Source organism: Kosakonia sp. Marseille-Q7440 (genome assembly GCF_965119485.1).
Map to the genome: position 1 here is coordinate 1190865 of NZ_CBCPLT010000002.1, position 22426 is coordinate 1213290.

At 57.2% G+C, this 22426-nt stretch carries 22 protein-coding genes; 7 read left to right on the forward strand and 15 right to left on the reverse strand.

Features of this window, described 5'->3' with window-relative positions; all coding sequences use genetic code 11:
* The 9 genes from tcp to ACWPW2_RS19505 form a co-directional block, all read right to left on the reverse strand.
* Positions 1-1665 carry a methyl-accepting chemotaxis citrate transducer gene (tcp, locus tag ACWPW2_RS19465; protein ID WP_454124833.1) on the reverse strand — a complete coding sequence of 555 codons (1665 nt, stop codon included), beginning with the start codon at positions 1663-1665 and terminating at the stop codon, positions 1-3.
* A 113-nt stretch (positions 1666-1778) separates the two neighbouring features.
* Positions 1779-3203 carry a DNA cytosine methyltransferase gene (locus ACWPW2_RS19470; protein WP_454124835.1) on the reverse strand — a complete coding sequence of 475 codons (1425 nt, stop codon included), beginning with the start codon at positions 3201-3203 and terminating at the stop codon, positions 1779-1781.
* A gap of 66 nt (positions 3204-3269) precedes the next feature.
* Positions 3270-3794 carry a rhodanese family protein gene (locus ACWPW2_RS19475; protein ID WP_454124837.1) on the reverse strand — a complete coding sequence of 175 codons (525 nt, stop codon included), beginning with the start codon at positions 3792-3794 and terminating at the stop codon, positions 3270-3272.
* Between the two features lie 2 nt (positions 3795-3796).
* Positions 3797-4108 (reverse strand): ArsR/SmtB family transcription factor, encoded by a 312-nt coding sequence (locus ACWPW2_RS19480; RefSeq protein WP_454124839.1) that lies wholly within the window; start codon positions 4106-4108, stop codon positions 3797-3799.
* Between the two features lie 141 nt (positions 4109-4249).
* Positions 4250-5257 (reverse strand): substrate-binding domain-containing protein, encoded by a 1008-nt coding sequence (locus ACWPW2_RS19485; RefSeq protein ID WP_124967472.1) that lies wholly within the window; start codon positions 5255-5257, stop codon positions 4250-4252.
* Between the two features lie 29 nt (positions 5258-5286).
* Complete coding sequence (locus ACWPW2_RS19490) at positions 5287-6696, reverse strand: sucrose-6-phosphate hydrolase (protein WP_454124842.1); 1410 nt, start codon at positions 6694-6696, stop codon at positions 5287-5289.
* Positions 6696-8066: a sucrose-specific PTS transporter subunit IIBC gene (locus ACWPW2_RS19495; protein WP_312120957.1), complete on the reverse strand. Its 1371-nt coding sequence runs from the start codon at positions 8064-8066 to the stop codon at positions 6696-6698. Before ACWPW2_RS19495 ends, ACWPW2_RS19490 begins: the two co-directional genes overlap by 1 nt.
* Positions 8067-8130: 64 nt before the next feature.
* Positions 8131-9648, reverse strand: a complete 1518-nt coding sequence (locus ACWPW2_RS19500) for a carbohydrate porin (protein WP_023480624.1) — start codon at positions 9646-9648, stop codon at positions 8131-8133.
* Between the two features lie 164 nt (positions 9649-9812).
* Positions 9813-10739, reverse strand: coding sequence for an aminoimidazole riboside kinase (locus tag ACWPW2_RS19505; protein ID WP_454124844.1), 927 nt, complete (start codon positions 10737-10739; stop codon positions 9813-9815).
* A gap of 213 nt (positions 10740-10952) precedes the next feature.
* Here ACWPW2_RS19505 and ACWPW2_RS19510 point away from each other — a divergent pair, with 213 nt between their 5' ends.
* The 4 genes from ACWPW2_RS19510 to ACWPW2_RS19525 all read left to right on the forward strand — a co-directional run bounded on the left by ACWPW2_RS19510 (position 10953) and on the right by ACWPW2_RS19525 (position 15555).
* Positions 10953-11327, forward strand: a complete 375-nt coding sequence (locus tag ACWPW2_RS19510) for a DUF3592 domain-containing protein (protein WP_454124846.1) — start codon at positions 10953-10955, stop codon at positions 11325-11327.
* 231 nt (positions 11328-11558) lie between these two features.
* Positions 11559-12647: an ABC transporter substrate-binding protein gene (locus tag ACWPW2_RS19515; RefSeq protein WP_023480653.1), complete on the forward strand. Its 1089-nt coding sequence runs from the start codon at positions 11559-11561 to the stop codon at positions 12645-12647.
* Between the two features lie 75 nt (positions 12648-12722).
* Complete coding sequence (locus ACWPW2_RS19520) at positions 12723-14492, forward strand: ABC transporter permease (RefSeq protein ID WP_054803948.1); 1770 nt, start codon at positions 12723-12725, stop codon at positions 14490-14492.
* Positions 14485-15555: an ABC transporter ATP-binding protein gene (locus tag ACWPW2_RS19525; RefSeq protein WP_454124849.1), complete on the forward strand. Its 1071-nt coding sequence runs from the start codon at positions 14485-14487 to the stop codon at positions 15553-15555. The genes ACWPW2_RS19520 and ACWPW2_RS19525 overlap by 8 nt, the downstream gene beginning before the upstream one ends.
* A gap of 3 nt (positions 15556-15558) precedes the next feature.
* Here the strand turns inward: ACWPW2_RS19525 and ACWPW2_RS19530 are convergent, their stop codons facing one another.
* Genes ACWPW2_RS19530 through ACWPW2_RS19545 form a run of 4 tightly spaced genes read right to left on the reverse strand, consistent with a single transcriptional unit; the run spans position 15559 to position 18538 of the window.
* Complete coding sequence (locus ACWPW2_RS19530; RefSeq protein WP_454124851.1) at positions 15559-16191, reverse strand: DUF1109 domain-containing protein; 633 nt, start codon at positions 16189-16191, stop codon at positions 15559-15561.
* Positions 16178-16729, reverse strand: coding sequence for a sigma-70 family RNA polymerase sigma factor (locus ACWPW2_RS19535; RefSeq protein WP_454125285.1), 552 nt, complete (start codon positions 16727-16729; stop codon positions 16178-16180). Before ACWPW2_RS19535 ends, ACWPW2_RS19530 begins: the two co-directional genes overlap by 14 nt.
* An 8-nt stretch (positions 16730-16737) precedes the next feature.
* Entirely contained in the window at positions 16738-17958 is a 1221-nt protein-coding gene (locus ACWPW2_RS19540) for a protein-disulfide reductase DsbD family protein (RefSeq protein ID WP_454124853.1), read from the reverse strand.
* A 28-nt stretch (positions 17959-17986) separates the two neighbouring features.
* Positions 17987-18538, reverse strand: coding sequence for a peroxiredoxin (locus ACWPW2_RS19545; RefSeq protein ID WP_034813523.1), 552 nt, complete (start codon positions 18536-18538; stop codon positions 17987-17989).
* A gap of 216 nt (positions 18539-18754) precedes the next feature.
* Here ACWPW2_RS19545 and ACWPW2_RS19550 point away from each other — a divergent pair, with 216 nt between their 5' ends.
* The gene (locus ACWPW2_RS19550) at positions 18755-20194 is read left to right on the forward strand and encodes an SgrR family transcriptional regulator (RefSeq protein WP_454124855.1); all 1440 of its coding nucleotides are present in this window, start codon (positions 18755-18757) and stop codon (positions 20192-20194) included.
* A 70-nt stretch (positions 20195-20264) separates the two neighbouring features.
* Here ACWPW2_RS19550 and ACWPW2_RS19555 read toward each other — a convergent pair whose 3' ends face one another.
* On the reverse strand, positions 20265-20660 hold the full coding sequence (locus tag ACWPW2_RS19555; RefSeq protein ID WP_312120941.1) for a DUF7079 family protein: 396 nt from the start codon (positions 20658-20660) through the stop codon (positions 20265-20267).
* A 134-nt stretch (positions 20661-20794) separates the two neighbouring features.
* Here ACWPW2_RS19555 and ACWPW2_RS19560 point away from each other — a divergent pair, with 134 nt between their 5' ends.
* Together ACWPW2_RS19560 and ACWPW2_RS19565 are read left to right on the forward strand one after the other, a co-directional pair.
* Positions 20795-21376: a glycoside hydrolase family 19 protein gene (locus tag ACWPW2_RS19560; RefSeq protein ID WP_312120938.1), complete on the forward strand. Its 582-nt coding sequence runs from the start codon at positions 20795-20797 to the stop codon at positions 21374-21376.
* Complete coding sequence (locus ACWPW2_RS19565) at positions 21373-21708, forward strand: hypothetical protein (protein ID WP_312120936.1); 336 nt, start codon at positions 21373-21375, stop codon at positions 21706-21708. Before ACWPW2_RS19560 ends, ACWPW2_RS19565 begins: the two co-directional genes overlap by 4 nt.
* A gap of 67 nt (positions 21709-21775) precedes the next feature.
* Here the strand turns inward: ACWPW2_RS19565 and ACWPW2_RS19570 are convergent, their stop codons facing one another.
* A complete protein-coding gene (locus ACWPW2_RS19570; protein WP_454124858.1) occupies positions 21776-22366 on the reverse strand; it encodes a lysogenic conversion protein in 591 nt (196 codons plus the stop codon).
* Between the last annotated feature and the right edge of the window lie 60 nt (positions 22367-22426).

A 22426-nucleotide genomic window follows, 5' to 3' on the forward strand; every position in this document is an offset into this window, starting at 1 on the left:
TCAGAAGGTTTCCCAGTTGCCGTCACCGCTGCCGGTGCTGGCGGTAGCCACCGGGCGCAGCGGCGCGACGCTCGGTTTACCGGGTCTGGCATTCAGCAGCGCGCTGTGCCCGTTGACGCGAAACACGGCAACGGCCTGGCGCAACTGCTCGGCCTGCTCTTCAAGGGCGGCGGATGCGGCGGCGGACTCCTGCACCAGCGAGGCGTTCTGCTGCGTCACGCTATCCATCTGCGACACGGCCAGGCTCACCTGCTCAATACCTTTGCTCTGCTCATCGGATGCTGAAGCAATCTCGCCCATAATATCCGTCACGCGGGTAACGGCATTGACGATCTCTTTCATCGTATCGCCCGCTTCCGCCACCAGCGTGGTGCCGGAGTTGACGCGGTTTACGGAGTTTTCAATCAGCGTTTTGATCTCTTTTGCCGCCTGCGCGCTGCGGCTTGCCAGCGTACGCACTTCGCCCGCCACCACGGCGAAGCCACGGCCCTGTTCACCCGCGCGCGCCGCTTCAACGGCAGCGTTGAGCGCCAGGATATTGGTCTGGAAGGCAATGCCATCAATCACGCTGGTAATATGGGCGATCTGCTGGGAACTGTCAGAGATCTCGCTCATCGTGCGCACCACATTGCTCACCACCTGGCCGCCGCGCGCAGCGGTGTCAGACGCGGTTTTCGCCAGTTGCGACGCCTGGCGGGCGTTATCGGTGTTCTGTTTCACCGTTGCAGTCAGCTGCTCCATGCTGGCAGCGGTCTCTTCCAGCGACGCCGCCTGCTGCTCGGTGCGCGAGGAGAGATCGTTATTGCCGGTCGAAATTTCGCTGGCCCCGGTATAGATCGAGTCTGAACTGTTGCGCACCGCGCTGACGGTTTTCACCAGCGAAGATTGCATCTCATGCAGACCGGCCGCCAGCTGGCTCATCTCGTTACGTCCTTGCGCCGCAATGGACTGTGTCAAATCGCCACCGGCAATGGCGCGAATATGGTTCATCACGCTGTGCAGCGGGCGCAACAGCAGATGCTGCAGGCCGAGCCAGATCATCACCATCACCGCAATCACCACCAGCAGAATCACCCCCAGCGTCCACTGCATGCTGGTAAAGCTGTGCTGGTTTTGCTGTGCGGCAGCCTGCAAGAAGGTGTTGTTTTCAGTACGCCATTTGGCGTAGCTGGCATCCATATCATCCTGCGCCTGCTGCGCATCCAGGTTGCCATAAGCTTCATAATTGTTGGCGCGCAGGAAGGCGATCGACTGCTGCAACACATCGTGCATCTTAGTGATCTTTTGCGCGACGTCGTCCGCCAGTACGCTATCCTGCCCGGCGACGCGCGGTGTGCTTTTATAGTTACTGAAATAGGTTTCAGATTTCTGCAGGGAATCGGTTGCGGTGTTGAGCAGCTTTTCGATGCTGGCAAGAGAAGCCGGATCGCGCTGGTTTTTCAGAAAGCGAATCGCCACGCGGGTGACGGTAACGCGGGTTTTGATCAGCGTATTCACGCTGTCGCCAAGGTTTTCTTGCTGCGCATTCAGCACGCCGGTGTTCTGGAAATTCACCCGGTCGTTATTGACCGCCGAGTAAAAAAGACCCCCGGTGACCAGTTGAAGAAGGCAAAATACCGAAAGGGCGATAATAATGCCGGTGATAACACGTATGTTTTTGAGCATGGCCATAGTCCGTAAGAGAGTCGGGATTGCTCAAGAATTATCGACCTGGCCTGGCTTAACTTTACGATCGCTTATCAAACACTTCACTCAGGCAGAGTGAAGTGTCTTATGCGTCACAGATTGCTCTTCTCTTTGCGCCGTTTCACCGCCAGATCGATGCGCGGCGCCAGCAGTTTTGCCACTGCGGCAAAGACCGGCACCACCACCGAGTTGCCGAACTGGCGGTAAGCCTGGGTGTCGGAAACCGGGATGCGGAACGGCTTCTCGCCCACTTTCTCAAAACCCATCAGGCGGGCGCATTCGCGCGGCGTCAGGCGACGCGGACGGCGAGCCTGGTTTTCAGCATGGGTAAAGTCCGCTTCGCCCAGCGCTTTATCCCAGCCGCGATCGATAAGAATTTCAGAACCATCTTTGTGATAGCGCGCCGACAGCGTGCGTGCCACGCTGCCAGCATTCGTTGGGTCGACCAGCCCGAAGCCGAAACCGTTGCCTTTGGCGGCGTGCTTCTTCGCATAGCGATAGAGGTAATCCCACAGCTTGGGCGAGAGCACATATTTGCTGTCGACGGTCGGCTCCAGCAGTTCGCCAAAGGTCGGACGCTGCTGCGGATAGAGGCGGTCGATATCGCGCAGCGTAAAGCCATCGGCGAGATCGAAGTCGCGGCGAAAACCAACCAGCACAATGCGCTCGCGGTGCTGCGGCAGAAAATGTTTGCCGTCGATAATTTTCGGATCGTTCTTGCCCGAAGCTTCCGCGTCGGCGACGTCATAGCCCAGCTCATCAAGCGTATTCATGATCACGCTGAAGGTTTTGCCTTTGTCGTGGCTCTTGAGGTTTTTGACGTTCTCCAGCACGAAAATTGCCGGGCGGCGGGCTTTGATAATGCGCGCGACGTCGAAAAAGAGCGTTCCCTGCGCTTCGCATTCAAAGCCATGCGCCCGCCCGAGGGCATTCTTCTTGCTGACGCCCGCAAGGCTAAAGGGCTGGCAGGGGAAACCGGCTAATAACACATCGTGTTCAGGAATATGCTGCGCGATATGGGCGTAAGCCTGCGCTTCAGAGATAGCAGGATTGCCGCTCAGCGTCACTTCGCGGATATCCTGATTAAAAGTGTGCGTGGCGCTGTCGTTATACCAGTTGGCTTTGTAGGTGCGCACCGCGTTTTTGTTCCACTCGCTGGTAAAGACGCACTGCCCGCCAATCGCTTCAAACCCGCTGCGGATGCCGCCGATACCGGCAAAGAGATCGATAAAGCGAAAGCGGTAATCGGGATGGTGCGCGGGCGGGGAGGGCAGCAACTCGCGCAGCAACTTCTCCTCGGTAGCGGTAAGGGTTTTCGCCGCGCCTTTGCCATTAACCCAGCGGTTGAGCGCTTCGCGGCTCCACTCCGATTTGCCCGCTTTTTTTAACTGCTCCGCCACATACTTTTGACCATAGATGTCGAGTACCTGGTTGAGCAGGGCACGATCCCGTGCCTGTTGCTGCAAAGCCTCTGCCTGCGCCAGCTCTTCCTGCGCGAGTGAATCAAATTCCGCCATGGCGTCTCCTTGGGTTTAGGCCGGGAAATATATCACTCATTTGACCCGGAGGAGAAATGCCGCACATCAGGATCGGTTCCACGGCATCTTCGCCAGCAGCAGCGCCATGCCGCACCAGCCGCTTAATCCGGCGAACAATAAGCCTGCGCCGACAAACCCCGAGAGCAGAAAGAAGGCCGGATTGAGCAGGTAGCCGAGCACCACGCCAAGTAGCACCAGGCTGCCCGCAACGATCTGCACCTGCTGCATCAGCGGGCGCGGCTGAGCTTTGTCCTGCACCGTCGGCAAGCCCGCGCGCTTCCAGTTCGCCAGCCCGCCTTCAAGCAACAGCACCTGCGCAGGCGCGGCAGCCTGAATCAATGCTTCAACATTTTTCTGGGTACGCATCCCGGACTGGCAGTGGAAAATTACCGTTTGTGCGGTTTTTTCACTGCTTAGCCTTTTACCGGCCAGCAGATCGTCCAGCGGCAGGGAGAGGGCATCGGGCAGATGTTCGCGGCGAAACTCATCCGGCTGGCGAATATCAATTAACGGCACGCCCTGCTGCTGCTGGATGCGCGCATCGTGCGGGGAAATGGATGTGTAGTGCATATTCAGACCTCCGGGCAGTAGATGCCCTTGAGTGTGTTGACGATATGGTTCACGGCGGGATCTTTGATGAAGTAGGTGATGCGCTGCGCCTGGCGCACGCTCTCAATCAGCCCCTCATCTTTCATACGCGTCAGGTGCTGCGAGGTGGCCGACGGGCTAAGGCCGGTCAGCGCCGAGAGTTCGCCCGCAGGAGTGCCGGGCGCATCGCAGAGCATGCACAAAATCAGCAACCGGCGCGGGTGGCTCATCGCTTTCAGCAGCGAAGCGGCCTGTTCTGCCTGGTTCTGTAACTGGATAATGTTTGAGGGTGACATGGTATTTTAGCTTTTTCTAAATTTAGGAAAATCTAAAATATAAATGGGAAAGAAGCAAGCGCAACGTGCGCCCGCTGCGCTTAAATGCTAAGCCGATTCTTATCTGGCTGGCGCGGCTATATCGCGCCAGGCGTGGGTAAGTTACGGATGACGCCAGCGCAGCGTGGCGGGGAGAATGCGCTGCGGCGTGGTCGGTTCGTTGCCGTCCACCAGTTGCGTGATGATATCGAAGCAGTCCTGCGCCAGGCGCGGAATGTTCTGCTCGACGGTATCGATGGGCAGCGAGAGCGAGTCGTAGAGATAGTGATCGTCGAAGCTGGCGATATGGATATCGCTCTCCATCAGGTGATGCTGGCTCATATAGCGCAACACCCCTTCCAGCAGGCCGCAGGCGGCGGTAAACAGCGCTTTTGGCGGGCGGCCGAGGCGCGCGCAAAGGGCGGCGAACATCTCATACCCGCTGCTCGGGTGATAATTGCCGTGAATGATCCACTCCGGGCGCGGGGTGACACCGGCACGCTCAAGCCCCTGCATAAAGCCTGCAAGACGATCTTTAGTCGGCGATAAGCGCGGCTGGCCGCCAAGAAAATAGATCTCGTCCGGGTTGGCGCGCGCCAGGCGCTCGACCAGCTCGGCAGTGGGTGTGAGTGAATCGGTGATCACCAGCGGCAACTGGGTGTCGCTGATATGGCGGTCAAACAGCACCACCGGCAGCTGTTCGCTCAGTTTTACGTAGTCGGCGTCGTTTAACATGCTGGAGGCGACAATCAGGCCATCGACCTGGCGCGACACCAGGTTATTCACCACCACAGTTTCTTGGCTGGCGTTTTCATCGGTGCAGGAGATAAGCAGTTGCAGGCCCGCTTCGCGACAGAGGTTTTCCAGTTCGTGAGAGAAGACGGCGAAACCATAGTTAATGATTTCCGGCACCACCAGCCCCAGCGTATGGCTGCGGTTTTCACGCAGCAAGCGCGCGTAAATACTGGGCTGATAGTGGTGCTGCTGGGCAATCGCCTGCACGCGCTCGCGCGTCTCCTGGGCGACGCGCAGCTCTTTGCCGCGGCCGTTAAGCACCAGGCTGGCGGTGGCTTTTGACACCCCCGCCAGCGCGGCAATATCACTGATGGTAACGCGTTTAGGTTTTCTCACGGTTTTGCATCGCTTAAGGAAACAAGCGCTTATTCTACCATGCAAGCACGTAACGACCAGTAGCGCGCCCGCACTTCTGCGTCACCCGCAAACGTTAAGCGTGCAGGTTGCTGCGGGAAGTAGCGGCTGCTCATCACCCCTTCGCCATCATTGATAAAAATCTCGACGCTTGAGCGGTCGCAGAGGATCTGCAACTTGTGCGCCGCGCCTTGCCAGTAGCGGTAGTGCCACTCGCCGCTCTCAAAGCTTCTGCGCGCGAGGCGCAGTTCACTCTGGCTCCACTCAAGGATCAACGTGTCGGCAAAGTTCAGCGTGAGATCGCCTGCGCTCTCCACAATTAGCTCCAGCGACGCGGCATCCAGCGTGGGCAGCGCGTCGGCCTGGCCGTTGAAGATCTGCAGCTCGCCGCGCAGCGCCTGAAGCTCAACGACCGGCTGTTGATAAAGCTTACCGTTGCGCGAGGTTAATTCGCGCAGGCAGGTCATCTGGTGGATCCAGCCGTTGGCGACGGTGGGCTGGCGCATCTCTTCCCCGTCCGGCACGCCCATCCAGCCAACCAGTAAACGGCGGCCATCTTCGCTCTGCGTGGTTTGCGGCGCATAGAACTCAAACCCGGCGTCCAGCTCGTGAAACTCGCCGTGGCGGAACTGCGCGTTGTCGTAATCCAGCTCGCCGCTGAGATAAGCGCTCGGGTGGGTGTTGAGCCAGCGCTTCTCGTCGCGCGTAATCCCCTGCGGGCAGCAGATAAGATAGGTGCTGTCGCCAAGCGCGAAGAGATCCGGGCACTCCCACATATAGCCCGCGTCGCCCAGGCCGTTAAGGCCGCTACCGGCGATCTCACCGAGATTCTGCCAGTTCCACAGGTTTTCCGAGCGCAGCAGCAGCACTTTGCCCTGCAAATTGAGATCCTGCGCGCCAAGCACCATGTACCAGAAGTCGCCGTGTCGCCACACCTTCGGGTCGCGCACGTGTCCGGTGTAGCCGTTTGGCAGTGGGATCGCCGGGCCGAGTTTATCGAAGCCACCTGCGCTGTTCTGCACCGCCAGACACTGCCAGGCGGTGCGCGTGCCGTCGTCAAACTTGACGTTGCCGGTGTAGCAGAGCGTCAGCACGCCGTCATTATCCACGGCGCTTCCGGAGTAGCAGCCGCTGCGGTCATACTCTTCGTCCGGCATCAGCGCAATCGGCTCATGCTGCCAGTGGAGTAAATCCGCTGAACTCCAGTGCCCCCAGCATTTGTGGTTGTGCTGGCAGCCCAGCGCGTTCCATTGATAAAACAGATGGTAACGCCCGCCCAACTGGATAAATCCATTGGGATCGTTGAGCAGCCCGGTGACCGGCGCCAGGTGCCAGCTCGGGTAGAAGGGGTCGCTCAGCGCTTTCGGCTGGCCTTTCATCACCGCCTGTAAAATGGCGGGCAGCAGAGAGTCAGATGCCATTATTCCGCGTCCGTTTTGTATTTCAGCAAGAAGGAGAGAATGAAGGCGACGCTAAATGCGATAGCCATACCGATAATATAGTTAAGCAGCGAGCTGGCCTGCACAATCGCCAGACCCGGCAGCCCGGTGAGACCTACCGCCGTCATATAGACATGCATCGACACCACCCACGCGCCGCCGATCGCACCGCCAATCAACCCGGCGATAAACGGCTTCATAAAGCGCAGGTTGATACCAAAAATCGCCGCTTCGGTAATGCCGAGCATCGCCGAGAAGGCGGACGGCAGAGTAATCGCTTTGATCTTCGCGTCTTTGGTTTTAAACCACACCGCCAGACACGCACCGCCCTGTGCAAAGTTAGCCATCGCCCAGATCGGCAGCAGGAAGTTAACGCCAATCGACGGGTTACCGAGCAGCCCGGCCTCAATGGCGTGGAAGCTGTGGTGCACGCCGGTAATCACAATCACCGAGTAGAGCCCGCCAAACAGCAGCCCCGCCAGCCAGCCCGCGTGGGCAATCAGCGTGCTGAGCACAAACGAGATGCCGTCGCCCAGCGCGCGGCCCGCCGGGCCGATAATCAGCATGGCGATAAAGCCGGAGATAATCACCGTCAGGAACGGGGTGAGGATCAGATCCAGCGCGTCCGGAATTACCCGGCGCAGCTGTTTTTCCAGCATGCTCATAAACCACACCGCCAGCAGCACCGGGAAGACCGTGCCCTGGTAGCCGATCATCGCCACTTCGATGCCGAAGAAGTTCATGGTGTGGAAGCCCGCCGCCACGCCCCAGGCGTTGGTCAGCGCCGGGTGGGTAAGGATGCCGCCGAGCGTTGCGCCGAGATAGGGGTTGCCGCCAAACTCGCGCGCGGCGGTAAAGCCAATCAGGATTGGCAGAATGATAAACGCCGCCGAGCTGAACATGTCGAGCATGATATAGAGCGCGTTATCCGGATTGACCCAGCCGTAGGTCTTCACCATCCCCAGCAGGCCCATCAACAGGCCGGAAGCAACAATCGCCGGAATAATCGGTACGAAGATGTTCGACAGCAAACGGGCGATGCGCTGGAACGGGTTTAGCTTGCGCGCAGCGATGTCTGCGGCTTCCGATTTGCTCGACTCGCTGATCCCCGCCTCGGTAATAAACGCGGCGTAGACTTTGTTCACCACCCCGGTGCCGAAGATGACTTGTAACTGCCCGGCATTGCGAAAACAGCCCTTCACGCCGTCGAGTTTGCCAATCGCGGCGGTGTCTGCTTTCGCGTCGTCCACCAGCACCAGCCGCAGGCGCGTCGCACAGTGCGCGGCGCTGGCGATATTCTCTTTGCCGCCGAGCAAGGGCAGCAGCGAGCGGGAAATTTGTGCAAAATCCATAACAACCTCTGTCTTGTTTTTAGGCTTTCAGACTACGCAAACGGCCCCCGCAGGGGCCGCGCTATCAGAACCAGGTTTCCATCTGTACGCCGAAGTTCCACTCGCCGCCGGCCTTGAAGCCAGCGCTGCCGAAGGCATCGTCCCCGGCGTAGTTATCCAGCCGGTGATCCCAGTCCATCCAGGTAGCAAACAGGCGGATTTCCGGGCGTTTCAGGAACTCGCCGACATCGCCCGCTTTCAGCGTTGGCGCAACGGTCAGTTTGTAGAAGCTGCCGCTCACGTTATTGCGGCCGTTGTACCCTTCCGGGCGCAGATCCATGTACTGATACGTCCCTTCATACTGCATTTCAAAGTTTTCCGTCAGCCCCTGAATCAGGCGCACGTTGGCGGTCGCCCACTGGTAGCTGTCGCCTTTGACGTAACGATCTTTACTGCTCTGCGCCAGCACAGCCGGAGCAATGTGCCAGCCGCCGCCGAGCGGCGTGATGCCGTAGCTCGCCAGACGCCAGGTATCGGCCTGCGACAGCAGCGCGCCGTCGGAGCCGATGGCTTTCACTTCCGCACCGAGGCCGTGACCGTAGAGCAGCGCGGTTTTTGCTGAACCTTCACGCAGGCCGTAGAAGCTGTCGTTGTGCAGGCCGAGCAGGGCGTGAACGCCGTTATCCGCCGCGTCGCTCTTCACTTTATTACCTTCCAGATCGAGGCGGTCGTCATTATCCTTCGCGCGCATGCCGCTAACCATCAGCTGCACCGGGCCGTAGTAGTTGTTCAGGGAGAGGATGTAGTTCTGCGCGGTGTTTTCGCTGTTTTCGATATCGCCAAAGGTGCGGCCATAGAGGGAGAGGTTGCTGCGCGCCTCGTCGCTCCACTTCATGTCGTACACCCCGGCACCGGTCCCGGCGAGGAACACCACATCGGAGTCGATCCAGTGGATATCGAAGTTATCGCGGTCGAAGCGTTTCCCCGCCCAGACGGTGGAGTCTTTAAATGCGCCGGTAAAGCTTGGCAGATGGCCGATCTCCGTAAAGGCCTGGCGCAGGTTGAGATCGCTGCTGGAGGCGGTCCAGTCGTTATAGGTGCGCTGGCCGTCGGCAAGCATCACTTTAAAGCGGGTGGTCGCGCCGTTGGCGAGGGTCTGTTTATGTTCGAGGTTCATCTCGACATAGGTATCCGGTTCGTTACCCAGACGACCCACATGGCCGCCGGTCTCGCCGGCTGGCGTCACGGTCGGGCCGCCCTGGGTTTTGCTCGCCGAATCGCTCATCAGCAGGCCGGAGCGGGCATAGCCGTGGAACTCAAAGCCGCCTTCATCGCTCGCTTTCTGCTCCAGTTTGGCGGTGCGCTGCTCAACCTGCGTGGTGGTGGTGTCGGTTTTTTGCTGTGCGGCCGCTAACTGCTGGGCCTGTTTTTCCGCAGCCTGCGCGCGGCTTTCGGCGGCATTAGCGCGCTGCTCAGCGGCCTGTAAACGCTGCTCCAGCGCGGCAAGACGTGCTTCAATGCTGCTCATGCTCGGGTCGGCGGCCTGTGCCGCTCCCGCGCTGAGAATAAGACCAAGGGTTATGGCGAGCGTGCTTTTTTTCATCATTTTGCATCCCTAAGGAAGAGCCATCATCACAGAGTTATTTTTGCTAAACCGGTTTAGGTGTCGAATCATAATCGCGCATAATTTCAGGACGCAATGAAATTAGCTAAACCGGTTTAGTGAATGTGAGACGGCTCGCAAAACGAGACGTTAGGCCACACGCGTCAGGCGAGTTGCTCCTCAAGCTGGTGGCGCCAGGGCAGGGCGGTCATCGCCCCTTTGGCGGTGGTTGCCAGCGCACCGCAGATTTGCGCGCTCGCCAGCCGCGCGGCTAACTGCGGTTCGCCATCGGGCAGGCCGTGCTGCGCCAGTCCCCACAGCAGACCGGCGACAAAGGCGTCGCCCGCGCCGGTGGTATCAACGCTGATTACTGGCAGCGTCGGGTAGTGGTAGCACTTACCATTCAGGCAGGCTTTCACCCCGGCTTTGCCCTGGGTGACCAGCAGCAGGGTGATGCCATAACGCGCCGCCAGCTCAGGCAGGCTCACCTCGTCAACGGGCGCGTCGGCGATAAATGCCAGCTCCTCTTCCGAGAGTTTCACCACATCCGCCAGCACCAGCGCGCGCTCAATGCAGTGGCGAAGCTGGGCGCTGTCGGCCCATAAATCGTGGCGAATATTGGGGTCGAAGCTGACAAACCCGCCCGCGCTGCGCACCCGCTCCATCGCGCTGAAAGTGGTGGAGCGCGAAGGCTCAGCCGCCAGCGCAATCGAGCAGCAGTGCAGCCATTCGCCGCGGGCAAACGGCGGCAGATCTGTTTCAGCCAGGAACAGGTCGGCGCTCGGACGCACCATAAAGGTAAAGGAGCGCTCACCCTCTTCATCAAGCGCCACCACTACGGTGGAGGTGCGATGCTGCGCATCTGCGCGCATCCAGGCGGTGTCGACCTGCTCTTTCGCCAGCGTCTGGCGCATAAAGTGACCGAAGGGATCGTCGCCGACGCGACCGATAAAACCGCTATTTCCCTGTAAGCGCGCAATGCCGACCGCGACATTGGCCGGCGCGCCGCCGGGGCACTGCATCAGGCAGGCATCGCCCTGCGGCAATAGATCCACCACGGCGTCACCCAGACACCAGACTCGAGCTGACATGATTTTCTCCCGATAATGAGTATCGCTAAACATTAACTAAACCGGTTTAGCTGTTCAACACTGTTGGTGGGTTTATTGCGTTTTAGGGACGCAGAGTCTCTTCTGGTTGATAGCGGTGGTGTAAAAAAGCGATGAAATTCGGGGGCTTCTATTACGCGCTGAAGAGTGGAAAAATGCGCTATCCGGGAGAAATTGCAGCCGTCAGGAGGAAAAATGACACTAAAACCCCTTTACGAGATGCTGAGCAGCATAGCTGTGATAGTGGTGCTGTGGCTGATATACAAAGTATTCGCCTGGGTTCGGAAGCTTTTTATTGAGGTTCATGTAAGTAAAAACGGCATTGCTGCCAACGCCGATATCGTTGCTTTTAATCGCACTAACAGGATGGATCGCACCTCGGTCTGGTGTGAGATAGAAGTCCGGTTTACCACGCGGGAAGGGCGTGTTGTACAGGCCACTGTCACACAGGCGCTTGCGATGCGTGATATTACGCGCCTGGCCGCCGGGACTGGCACCACCATAAAGTATGATCCGCATAAACCGCAGCATGTTGTGCTGTACGATCGCCCCCTTATCCTCGGCGATTAATTTGTTAAAAAGCGTAAACAACTCTTACCTCTTTTCCCCGCCATTTTTCATCCTGAGCAAAACGCCGTTCTGAATAAAATGCCGCTAACTCTCGGTAAAATAACGGCGTAATTGGCTTAAATCCCTTCAATGTCACAAAACCCGCAAAAAAGACCCCATCGCGTTGCATCGGGTGGGTAAGGCGCTATATGTTAAATTTGTGTTTACAAAATGATAAATAGGGGTTTGTTCATGGAGATGAAAAAAAGCGTACTGGCGGGCGTAGTGGCGGCTCTCTTTTCCTCTGCCGCTCTCGCAGCTGTCCCTGCGGGCTACCCGGCGGATTATCAGAAAATCGTCGATGCCGGCACCAAAGAGGGCAAAGTGGTGGTCTACTCAACGACCGACACCAAAGCCGCTGGCCCGCTGATCAAAGGGTTTGAAGCGCAATATCCCGGTATCAAAGTTGAATATAACGATATGAACAGCACCGAGCTGTATAACCGTTATCTCAGCGAGCAGGCCTCCGGCGGTGGCAGCGGCGACGTAGTGTGGAGTTCATCGATGGACACCGCGCTGAAGCTGGCAACCGAGTACGCCGATGAGTACGCCTCCCCTGAACAGAGCAAACTGCCGAAATGGGCGGTATGGAAAAATAAAGCCTACGGCACCACCTACGAGCCGGTGGTCTTTATCTACAACAAACGCCTGATCCCGCAGGGCGACGTCCCGGATTCCCACACCGCGCTGGCGAAGCTGATTGCCAGCCAGACCGATAAATTTAAGAGCAAAGTGACCACCTACGATATCGAAAAATCGGGGCTCGGCTTTATGCTCGCCGTTGAAGACAGCAAACACGATAAAGAGTATTTCACCCATCTTGCGGATATCGCTAAAGGCGGCCTGACGGTGCAATCCTCCACCGGCACCATGATGGAGCGCGTCTCCTCCGGTGAAAACCTGGTCGGCTACAACATCCTCGGCTCCTACGCCGAAGCGCGCGCGAAAGCGGATAAATCCTTAGGCGTCTCCTACCCGAAAGATTACGTGCTGGTGCTGTCGCGCGTCTCCTTTATCAGTGCCGAAGCGGAGCACAGCAACGCAGCGAAATTGTGGTTTGACTATGTGCTGTCGGAAAAAGGGCAGAGCATTCTCGCAAGCCAGGCGGATATCCCCTCCCTGCGTAACGATATTGAAGGCAGCAATGATATCGACGGCATGACCAAACTGCTCGGCGATGCGCTGAAACCGATCCCGGTTGATGAGTCGCTGCTTGAGTATCTGGAGCCGAAAAAGCGTCTCGAATTTATTAAACAGTGGCGCACCGCCGCCGGGAAATAGAGGCGTTGCCGGTTGTGTGCGGCGCTGTTCGCACACAACCCTTTCACTCTCATCTTCTGACCACAGGGATTTTCTATGAATATCGTGCGCAGAAAATGGCAAGGGTTACCGCGCGGCGTAACGGTCCTGATTACCGCCCTGGTGATCTACGTTCCGTTATTATTTATCGTCGTACAGAGTTTTCTTTCAGCGCCTTTCTTCTCCCGCAGTAAGGAGCTGAGCCTCGAATCCTTCGCCTTTATCTTCACCGACCCCGATTTTTACCTCGCCTTAAAGTCCGGCTTTATTCTCGCCTTCGGGCTGGTGTTTATTGCCATTCCGCTCGGCGGCATTCTCGCCTTCTTAATGGTGCGTACCGACCTGCCGGGGCGGCGCTTTATTGAGCCGCTGATTCTGGTGCCCATTTTCGTCTCGCCGATGGTGCTTGGCTTTGGCTATGTCGTCTCCGCCGGGCCGGTGGGCTTCTTGTCGCAGTGGGCGCAACAGCTGTTGGGGTTTGTGCCATGGAACATCTACTCGATGTTCAGCATCGTGGTGATCGCCGGGCTAACGCACGTCCCGCATGCCTATCTCTATATCTCGTCGGCGCTGCGCAGCGTTGGCTCAGATGTCGAGGAGGCCGCGCGCACGGTGGGTGCCTCGCCTTTACAGGTGATGACCTCCGTCAGCCTGCCGATGGTGCGCCCCTCAATCCTTTACGCCTGCGTACTGCTCTTTTTCCTCGGGCTGGAGGTGTTCGGCCTGATGCTGGTGCTTGGCGATCCTGAAGGCAACATGGTGCTGGCGACCTATCTCTATAAGTTGACCAACAAGCTCGGCACGCCCTCTTATCACCTGATGGCCGCCGTGGCGGTGGTGCTGATTTGCATCACCATTCCGCTGGTGATGCTGCAACGGCGCTTAATGCGCACCGCCAACCGCTTTGTCACCATGAAAGGCAAAGCGTCGCAGGCGCGCGCGCTGCCGCTGGGCAAATGGCGCTGGGTGGCAGGTGCAGTGGTGGTGGCGTGGCTGACTGTCACTATCGGTGTGCCGCTGCTCGGCGTGGTGCTGCGCGCCTTTATCTCCCACTGGGGGGTTGGCGTGCCGCTGTGGGATAACGTCTCGCTGGAGACCTTCCGCAATATCTGGCAGCAGCCGAACTTGCTGCGGGCGATCGTTAACTCGATGGCGATTGGCGTCTTCGGCGGCGCGCTGGCGGTGATCTGCTATCTGTTTGTCGGCATCGCGATGCACCGCAAGCAGGATAACGTCACCCGTTTCCTTGACTACAGCGTGCTGGTACCGCGCGCGGTGCCCGGTCTGCTCGCCGGTCTCGCTTTTTTGTGGGTCTTCCTCTTCTTACCGATGTGGCTCGATCAATCCCTGAAAAACGGCTGGCTGTCGGGACTGCCGGTCTCCGAGTGGCTGCGCGATAACCTGATTGTCTGGCTGCGCTCGCTGCGCAACACCATCTTCAGCGTCTGGCTGGCCTACACCGTGGTGTGGATGGCCTATGGCCTGCGCCTTATCTCTTCAACCCTGCTGCAAGTGGGGCCGGAGCTGGAAGAGGCGGCGCGCAGCACCGGTGCAACACCGGGGCAGGTGACCCGCCATGTGACGGTGCCGCTGTCGCGCTATGGCCTGATCGGCTCCTGGCTGCTGATGTTTTTGATCTTTGAGCGCGAATACTCCACCGGGGTGTATCTGCTCTCGCCCGGCACGGAAACCATCGGCTCAATGCTGGTGTCGCTGTGGGCGGCAGGCGCTATCGATATTGTCGCGGCCCTCTCGTTTATCAATATTTTGCTGGTGGTCATCGGTCTTGGTGTGGCCCTGCGTTTTGGAGTGAAATTACATGATTGAGCTAACGGTAGAGAACTTACACCTGACCTACGGCGACAACCCGGTATTAAAGGGCGTGTCGATGGATCTTAAGCGTGGCGAAGTGGTCTCCCTGCTTGGCCCCTCCGGCAGCGGGAAAACCACGCTACTGCGCGCCGTCGCCGGGCTGGAGAAGCCCACCCAGGGCCGTATCACCATTGGCAAAAATGTGGTTTACGATGGCACACCGCGCAGCGAAGTGCCGGCGGAAGAGCGTAATCTCGGGCTGGTGTTCCAGTCCTACGCCCTGTGGCCGCACAAAACCGTGTTTGAGAATGTCGCCTACCCGCTGAAGCTGCGCAAAATCGCTACTCATGAGATTAGCCAGCGGGTGCAGAGTGTGCTCGATCAGCTTGGCCTCGGCGCACTCGGCCAGCGCCACCCGCATCAGCTGTCGGGCGGTCAGCAGCAGCGCGTCGCCATTGGCCGCGCGCTGGTCTATAACCCGCCGGTGATCCTGCTCGATGAACCGCTCTCCAACCTCGACGCCAAGCTGCGCGAAGAGGCGCGCGTCTTCCTGCGCGAGTTGATCGTCAAGCTTGGGCTATCGGCGCTGATGGTGACCCACGATCAGAATGAGGCGATGGCGATTTCCGACCGCATCTTGCTGCTCAACAATGGGGTGATTGAGCAGCAGGGCACGCCGCAGGAGATGTACAGCAAGCCCTCGACGCTGTTTACCGCCGAGTTTATGGGCAGCAATAACCGTCTGCATGGCAAAGTGACGGAAGTCTCCAACGGCCGGGCGCGCATTGAAGGGGCGCAGTGGGCACTGTGGGGCGTTGCCGGGCCGGGCGTTAGCGCAGGGCAGGAGGCGACGGCGGTGATCCGCGTGGAGAGCCTGCGGCTGACCGAGACGCCGCAGGATAACTCGCTGGATCTGCCGATGCTCACCAGCATGTATCTTGGCGACCGCTGGGAGTATCTCTTCCGCACGCCGGTTGATGACTATGTGGTGCGCGTCTACGGCACACAGTCGCGCGCGGCGCAAAACTACCGCGTGGTGCTGCCTGCCGATCAGCTGTGGATCTTCCCGAAAAAGTGACCGCTACGGCAGGGAAACCCAGCGGTAACCAAGCACAACGGTGAGCAGCACAATGGTGCTCACCGCGGCGATATGCATCAGCAGATCCGCCGCGCTGATGTGCGTCGGGTGGCAGAGCGAGAGCAGGGTCAGTGCCATACAGGCGACCCCTGCGCCCGCCGCGCCAAGGCTACGGGCGGGAAAGAGCGTGCGGGTGCGGCGCAGGTAACCGACCACGATTGCCGCCATCGGCACGCTCACCGCCAGCATAAAGAGGTAGCAGTTTGGCCCCTCAACCATGCCGCTCGCCGGAACGCGATGCAGATGCAGATTCAAAAAGGTGGTGGCCAGCCAGACGCCGACCAGCGGCGCAAACCAGCCCCAGCCGAGCGGACGCTGCCCGGCAATGCTGAGCAGAAAAGCGTTGCGGATCGCCAGCGTGCCGGTGGCGAAGGTCAGCAGCAGTTGCAGCATCGCCCAGGTTGCGCCAGCGTGCGACCAGTCGGTCTGTGTTCTGTTTAACAGCAGGCTGACTATCACCCCGCACGGCAGCGCCACGGCAAGCCAGCTTGCCACCCGCCAGCCGCTGCGCCAGGGCCGTTTTACCGGCTCTGCCGAACGGCCGAGTTTCTCAATTAACCACTCATGATCGGCCATGAAGGGCTCCTAACCGACGAAGATTATTCAGGGCGCGATGCAGCAGCGATTTGACGGCGGAGACCGTCAGGTTGTGCCGCGTCGCGGTTTCAGCAAGGCTCATTTCGCGCAGGTGAAAATGCTCAATCACCTCGCGCTGGCGTGCGGGTAGCTGGGCGAGCAGCGCCGCCAGTTCCTCTTCATGCAGGGTGGGCTGAGCAGCGGCGACCGGCTCTTGCAGCAGTTCGTCCGCCACTTCCCGCTGTTGATGGCGGCCGCGTTTTCGCAGCGCATCCACCGTGCGGGCATGGGCAATCGCCATCAGCCACGGCAAAAAGGGTGCGGCGGGATCGTAGGTGTGGCGCACCCGGTGCAGGGTCAGCAGCACATCCTGAATCACATCCTCGACCAGCTCGTCATCGGCTACCTGCTTACGCGCAAGCGTACGGACAACCGGCACCAGCGCTTTAAGCAGACGGGTGTAGGCCTGGCTGTCGCCCGCCTGCGCCTGGGCCATCAGATGCGGCCACTCTTCCCGCGCTGCCTCCGCTTTTTCCATCATCCGCCTTAGGTTTTTTTGCCGCTCGCTGCGTTAAGGGCATTGACCACAATCGTCGGTGTTAACACCTGCGGCAGAATGGTCGGCGCGCCGCCATCCGCCGGGTAGACGACATAGAGCGGCAGGCTGCCCTGGCCCAGCTCATTGAGCGCGTCATCAATATCGGCGTTAAATTTCGTCGAGTCCGCCACCATATAGAGCGTGCCGCTCTTCGCCAGCGCCGTTTTGACCGCCTGGGTTGAGAGCGAAGTCTTCTCATTCACCTGGCAGGTGATGCACCATGAGGCGGTAAAGTTGACGAAAATCGCTTTCCCGTGCCCGCGGTTCTCCGCCACTTTTTGCGGCGACCAGCTGGTCTCCTCCACCTGCGACGAAGCCAGCGCCGCGCCGCTGTTCACCACCGACGGCAGCGGCGCAAGGGCAGCGATAATCAGCAGTGCGGTGGCAGCGAACAGCCCTTTATGGCCGCGCCCGGCAAAGCGGCGCTGCTGCGCCATACCATAGAGCCAGGCGGCGAAGCTCACTACCACCGAAGCAGCAATGATTGCCGCCAGCGCAGTGTTGCCCGCCTGCTGCGCCAGCACCCACACCAGCCAGCCGAAGGCACCAAACATCGGAAAGGCCAGCCCGCGTTTCAGGGTGTTCATCCACGCGCCGGGTCGCGGCAGCCATTTGCCGAGAGCAGGGAAGAGCGAAATCAGGCTAAACGGTGCGGCAAAACCGAGCGCGAGGGCGAAGAAGATCGCCAGCGCGACAGCGGGCGGCTGCACCAGCGCATAGCCAATGGCACCCGCCATAAACGGCGCGGCGCAGGGCGTTGCGACAATAATTGAGAGCGCGCCGGTCAGCGCCGCGCGGATAAACGCCCCGCGTTCGATATGGATCTCCCCGGCCCGCTGCGCGGAGAGGCCCACTTCAAACACGCCGAGCAGGTTAAGCGCCGCCGCCAGCACAATCAGCGCCAGTGCGGCGATAACCAGCGGCGACTGTAGCTGGAAGCCCCAGCCAACGGCGCTGCCGCCGGCACGCAGCGCAAGCAGGATCCCGGCGAGGATCAGCATGGTCGCCACCGTACCGAGTAAAAAGCCCAGCCCTTCGCGGCGCGTCTGCCCCGCATCCCCGGTATGGCGCAGCAGGCCCAGCGCTTTCAGCGAGATAATCGGAAACACGCAGGGCATAAAGTTGAGAATAATGCCGCCTGCGAAGGCGGCGAGCATGGCGGTTAACATAGTGATTCTCTGCCGGAAAAAGGGTTAGTTACGAATGGTTTTTCGCATACTGTTTCACCGCGTCCATCGTTTTCTGGATATGCGTTTCCGGGTTTCTGTCAGTGTAGCTCAGCAGGATCTTGCCGTCCGGCGCGATAACGTAAGAGGTGCGATCGGAGAGGGTTTTGCCCTTCATCTCCATCAATGTGTCGTACTGCGCCGCCACTTTCGCGCCCGGGTCGGCAGCAACGGTAAATTTATCGCGGCACTCCTCTTTGGAGAAGGCATCCACCTGATCGGTATTACCGGCGGTGACGCCAATCACCGTTGCACCGAGCTTTTTAAAATCATCCGTCGCTTCGGCAAAGGCGTGGGCTTCAATGGTGCACCCTTTACTGAATGCCGCCGGGAAGAAGTAGAGCACCACCGGCCCTTTTTGCAGCGCTTGCTTGAGTGAGAACGTGAGCGGTTTTCCCGCCAGCGCGCCCTGTAACTGGAAATCAGGTGCCTGCGAACCGGTCGGTAGCGCCGCCTGGGCGCTGGCAACATTCAGCAGGGCTGCGGCAGAGAGGCTCAAAAAGAGTTTTTTCATCGGGGTCATCATGCGCTCCAGGTCAACGTTAAGTGTGCGTTCATCTACAGTTCGCTGGCGCAGAGGAAAAGGTTTCGCGGGCAGCGAAAAAAAAGTGAAAAATCTCATATGACCGCGCGGCGGGCGGGCAGAATCATAAGATTTATCTAATATGCTATATTCACTACTGCACTCTCCATCGTATCGAATCCCCTGTCGTCAGCTGTTTATCATGGTAAATAACCAATGGTTTATTACTCCGCTATTGAGAAGGGTAGCCTGCTGCGCCGTTATAACCGGCTGCTGGCGAAATACAGTACGCACCGGCATGAGTTATCCCTGGCGCAAATCGCCGACACCTTAGCCTGCACGGCACGCTATGCGCGTTCCCTGCTGCAAGAGATGCAGGAGGAGGGGTGGCTCATCTGGCGCTCCAGACCCGGGCGCGGCGCGCTCGGCGTATTGCAGTGCCAGATGAGCGTGGCGGCGCTGGAGAATATGCTTGGCAGCAATACCCCTGCGGCAGAGGCGAAAAGCGTGCCGGTAAATCAGGGAGCCTGTTACTCCAGCGATGGCTTTCACTACCACATCTCTTTCTATCGCCCGCTCCAGGCACCTGTGCCCTCTATTCATACCGATCGCGCCGGGCGGCACATTTTACAAATGGTGCATGCCGGGCTGACGCGCCATCTGCCGGAGCAGGCTGAGCCGGTTCCCTGTCTCGCGCATACTATTCGCGTCAGTGAAGATGGGTTGAGCTGGCACTTTATGCTGCGCCGCGGGCTGGTGTGGCACAACGGCGAGCCGCTCAAGCCTGCACAGCTTCAGACCACGCTTCAGCGTTATGCGGGCGGGCCTGGCTTGCCCCACGTGACGGATGTCATCGTGCAGGATTATGTGTTGATCATGCACCTTAATCAGCCGGACGCGATGCTGCTCTATCGGCTGGCAAGCCCGGTTTATGCCCTGTCGCACCCGGAAAATGGCGTGGTGGGCCTCGGGCCTTTTCGGCTTGGTAGCCATTCCGATGCGCAGATGATCCTCACCCGCGCGCCCGGCTGGCATGGTGAAATGCCGCAGGCGAGCGAGATCGTCTACAACACGCCGCTGGCCGCCACACCTTCGCCAGCGCTGGTGCGCCTCGATACGCCCCGCTCACAATTAACCCCGGAACCGATGATCACCCGTGAAAGCAGCGATGCGTTTTACTATGTCACCTTTAATCAACGGCGCGGCCGCTTGAACCTGGCGCAGCAGGCGGTGATCCGCCAGATTGCGCACTCCCTCGCCCGCGCGCTGATGGAGCGGGAAGAGACGCTGGTACCGCTACCGGAGTGGTTAAAGCCACTAAAAGAGGCACCCGCCCAGGCGCTGCTGCCCGCTACGCTCAACATCACCTACTTTCGATCTACCGAGATGAAAAAGCTGGTGGATGAACTGGTAAAAAGCCTGCGCTATCGCGGCTGTACGGTAAACACCAACCCAATCAGCGTTTCGCACTGGTTACTGCCCAACCAGCGCTGGGAAGAGGAGGATCTCTGTCTCGGCTTTCTGCGCTTCGACCAGCATGAAACCTTCAGCCTGGAGGAGCGCTATCGCCATAGCGAGATGTGGACCTGGTTTTGGGGACACTCGCAGTGGCTGCGCTGGCGGAGTCTGAATAAATTCTATAATTTATTGAATTAACTTGTTTTTAGTGAATTCAACTTTCATACGTATACCTAAGCGTATACCAATCGCTTCACCTAACACTCATTTAGCTCATTTCCTGGGTGCATTTATCCAGCTCGGCGGTAAGCCTGTTTAGCTCATCCCGAATATGTTTCCGACGCTGTTTTAACAACAAGCTGGCTGGAACAACACGTTCAATAATGGTCGGCTTCCTGCTCACGTACTCCGTGACGAGCCGCTTAATATCTTCTTCTGTCCAGCCATCCATCACCGGCGTTAGGTTATAAAGAAGATTACCCTGGAGGGCAGGGGCAACTTCCTCATCCAGAGTCATAAAGATCGCTTCCCGGCTGAGCCCGGATTCCTTTAACACTTTAGCCATCCATCGATAGTCATAGTCCTGGAGTTCCCGACCGGTGAAAAGCTCAGATAAGGCGTGCCAAACAGTGATGCGGTTTGTTTCGTTATCTGTCAGTTGCATGTTAGCTCCTCCCGACGCAGAAAAATAATAGGATAAGAATTTTCCTAGATTGTAAACGAAAGCAAAAAATGGCTGCCAAATGCTCAATCACGGTAGTTAAAATGATTATGGTATATAAGAAAAGGAAAAGGCAAATGGTTGATATTACAGCAGAGATGCTTTGGAATATTGCTAGGCATTACCGGCATATTGAAAGCCTGCTAAATTCACAGCATTACAATGTCCATGCCATAGCCCCACATTTGAACCAATGGTTTACCGTTTATGGAATAAATACAGAATTAAGAGCCGCCCATTTTATAGCGCAAGCATGTGTTGAAACTGCAAACTTTTCCAGATTTACTGAAGTTCCAAGAGATGGTGGCAGAGAATATGATGCAGGAACGCGGATAGGACGTAATTTAGGCAATACAGAAGTAGGTGATGGTCCAAAATTTATAGGTCGTGGGCTATTACATCTGACAGGTAGAGAAAATTATACGAATTTCGGAAGCCAGTTCGAGAAAGATTACGTAACCGATCCCACTATAGTTGCACGGAACCCATATGTTGCCGTTAAGGCAGCTTGTTATTATTGGGATCTCAGGCATGTGAATGCAGCAGCAGACAGGGATGACGTAAATAAAGTAACCCTTCTCGTGAACGGTGGCTACAACGGTCTCGAAGAAAGGAAAGGGGCGTTGGTAAGAGCAAAGAGAGAGCTTGGAATAATATGAAAGTATCAACTGGTGTTCTAACATTATTATTGTGTGCTATAACTTTTCCGTCTTTGGCTGCTGCGAAACAGTCTGAGTTAACTTGTAAAGATCAGGCAATAACAGAAGCAAATAAACTGCTGGCTTTTTATCGAGACAACGATGACAGGGCTGAGGTTGATAAAGACGTAACTGCATTAGCGAAGATGCAAAATCCGGAAAATAAATCGCAATATTTTGATGTATTGCAGACATGGGGTTATATCTACAAAGGTAAGTATCGTATGAGATTCATCTTCCTCAATGACTGTACTCTCATGGGGGAAGAAATTTTAGAGTATGCTAATCCTTAATATCACTCTGATTTTCGCATATAACTCGGGGCGGCATTTTTGCCGCTCCCCACGATAAAATAAGTATTCAATGATTATCATCCTTCATTTCCGGATTCTTAGGATGCTGTGCTAACAAGTGTTTGTACCGTTTAAGGATTATGTTCGATAAATTGAGTTCATTAAGGAAATGCTGTTCTAATGAAAACCCCGCGACATCAAGGTCAATATTTTTGTTATTCATGCTTTGTTGTGCTGTTTGTATACCTTTCATTAAAATGCTTTGCTCATGATAATAATCCATGATAAGAGTGATGTCTTCCTTGTCGAGTTTGCTTAATTCGTTGAAATAGGCTTTATATACCTCATTGGTTTGGTTAGATGCAATTTTTAAGCGAACTCCTCCGAGAAAGTTTAGATTAATGGCGAATGGTTCACCTGTTATATGCTCTGCGTTTTCGTCATAACCTATTTTTCTTGTGCTATCGAGAGATTTAAGAGTGCTATGGTTATAAGAGATTTCATAAGCAAACATTGTGCGAATGTTATTTTTTTCAGCTATCGTTTTTGCTTCATCATGACAATTGGTGTAAATAATGTTTCCTATAAAAAGCATCATTGCAAGAATTACCGAGCTTGCTTCCCAGTTTATTTTTTGGAGCATACTTCTAATTGTCATTTTTATCCTCAATTTTTCAAAAAGCTTAACTAAATCACTATAAAGTAAATGTGCAAATAT

Bases quoted from the DNA above. Each gene is read 5' to 3' on its own strand.
- ACWPW2_RS19555 (WP_312120941.1), bottom strand. From the start codon at position 20,660: ATGCAACTGACAGATAACGAAACAAACCGCATCACTGTTTGGCACGCC.
- ACWPW2_RS19570 (WP_454124858.1), bottom strand. From the start codon at position 22,366: ATGACAATTAGAAGTATGCTCCAAAAAATAAACTGGGAAGCAAGCTCG.
- ACWPW2_RS19520 (WP_054803948.1), top strand. From the start codon at position 12,723: ATGAATATCGTGCGCAGAAAATGGCAAGGGTTACCGCGCGGCGTAACG.
- ACWPW2_RS19500 (WP_023480624.1), bottom strand. From the start codon at position 9,648: ATGAAAAAAAGCACGCTCGCCATAACCCTTGGTCTTATTCTCAGCGCG.
- ACWPW2_RS19505 (WP_454124844.1), bottom strand. From the start codon at position 10,739: ATGTCAGCTCGAGTCTGGTGTCTGGGTGACGCCGTGGTGGATCTATTG.
- tcp (WP_454124833.1), bottom strand. From the start codon at position 1,665: ATGCTCAAAAACATACGTGTTATCACCGGCATTATTATCGCCCTTTCG.
- ACWPW2_RS19525 (WP_454124849.1), top strand. From the start codon at position 14,485: ATGATTGAGCTAACGGTAGAGAACTTACACCTGACCTACGGCGACAAC.
- ACWPW2_RS19480 (WP_454124839.1), bottom strand. From the start codon at position 4,108: ATGTCACCCTCAAACATTATCCAGTTACAGAACCAGGCAGAACAGGCC.
- ACWPW2_RS19560 (WP_312120938.1), top strand. From the start codon at position 20,795: ATGGTTGATATTACAGCAGAGATGCTTTGGAATATTGCTAGGCATTAC.
- ACWPW2_RS19540 (WP_454124853.1), bottom strand. From the start codon at position 17,958: ATGTTAACCGCCATGCTCGCCGCCTTCGCAGGCGGCATTATTCTCAAC.
- ACWPW2_RS19530 (WP_454124851.1), bottom strand. From the start codon at position 16,191: ATGGCCGATCATGAGTGGTTAATTGAGAAACTCGGCCGTTCGGCAGAG.
- ACWPW2_RS19545 (WP_034813523.1), bottom strand. From the start codon at position 18,538: ATGACCCCGATGAAAAAACTCTTTTTGAGCCTCTCTGCCGCAGCCCTG.
- ACWPW2_RS19490 (WP_454124842.1), bottom strand. From the start codon at position 6,696: ATGGCATCTGACTCTCTGCTGCCCGCCATTTTACAGGCGGTGATGAAA.
- ACWPW2_RS19495 (WP_312120957.1), bottom strand. From the start codon at position 8,066: ATGGATTTTGCACAAATTTCCCGCTCGCTGCTGCCCTTGCTCGGCGGC.
- ACWPW2_RS19515 (WP_023480653.1), top strand. From the start codon at position 11,559: ATGGAGATGAAAAAAAGCGTACTGGCGGGCGTAGTGGCGGCTCTCTTT.
- ACWPW2_RS19550 (WP_454124855.1), top strand. From the start codon at position 18,755: ATGGTTTATTACTCCGCTATTGAGAAGGGTAGCCTGCTGCGCCGTTAT.
- ACWPW2_RS19475 (WP_454124837.1), bottom strand. From the start codon at position 3,794: ATGCACTACACATCCATTTCCCCGCACGATGCGCGCATCCAGCAGCAG.
- ACWPW2_RS19510 (WP_454124846.1), top strand. From the start codon at position 10,953: ATGACACTAAAACCCCTTTACGAGATGCTGAGCAGCATAGCTGTGATA.
- ACWPW2_RS19565 (WP_312120936.1), top strand. From the start codon at position 21,373: ATGAAAGTATCAACTGGTGTTCTAACATTATTATTGTGTGCTATAACT.
- ACWPW2_RS19535 (WP_454125285.1), bottom strand. From the start codon at position 16,729: ATGGAAAAAGCGGAGGCAGCGCGGGAAGAGTGGCCGCATCTGATGGCC.
- ACWPW2_RS19470 (WP_454124835.1), bottom strand. From the start codon at position 3,203: ATGGCGGAATTTGATTCACTCGCGCAGGAAGAGCTGGCGCAGGCAGAG.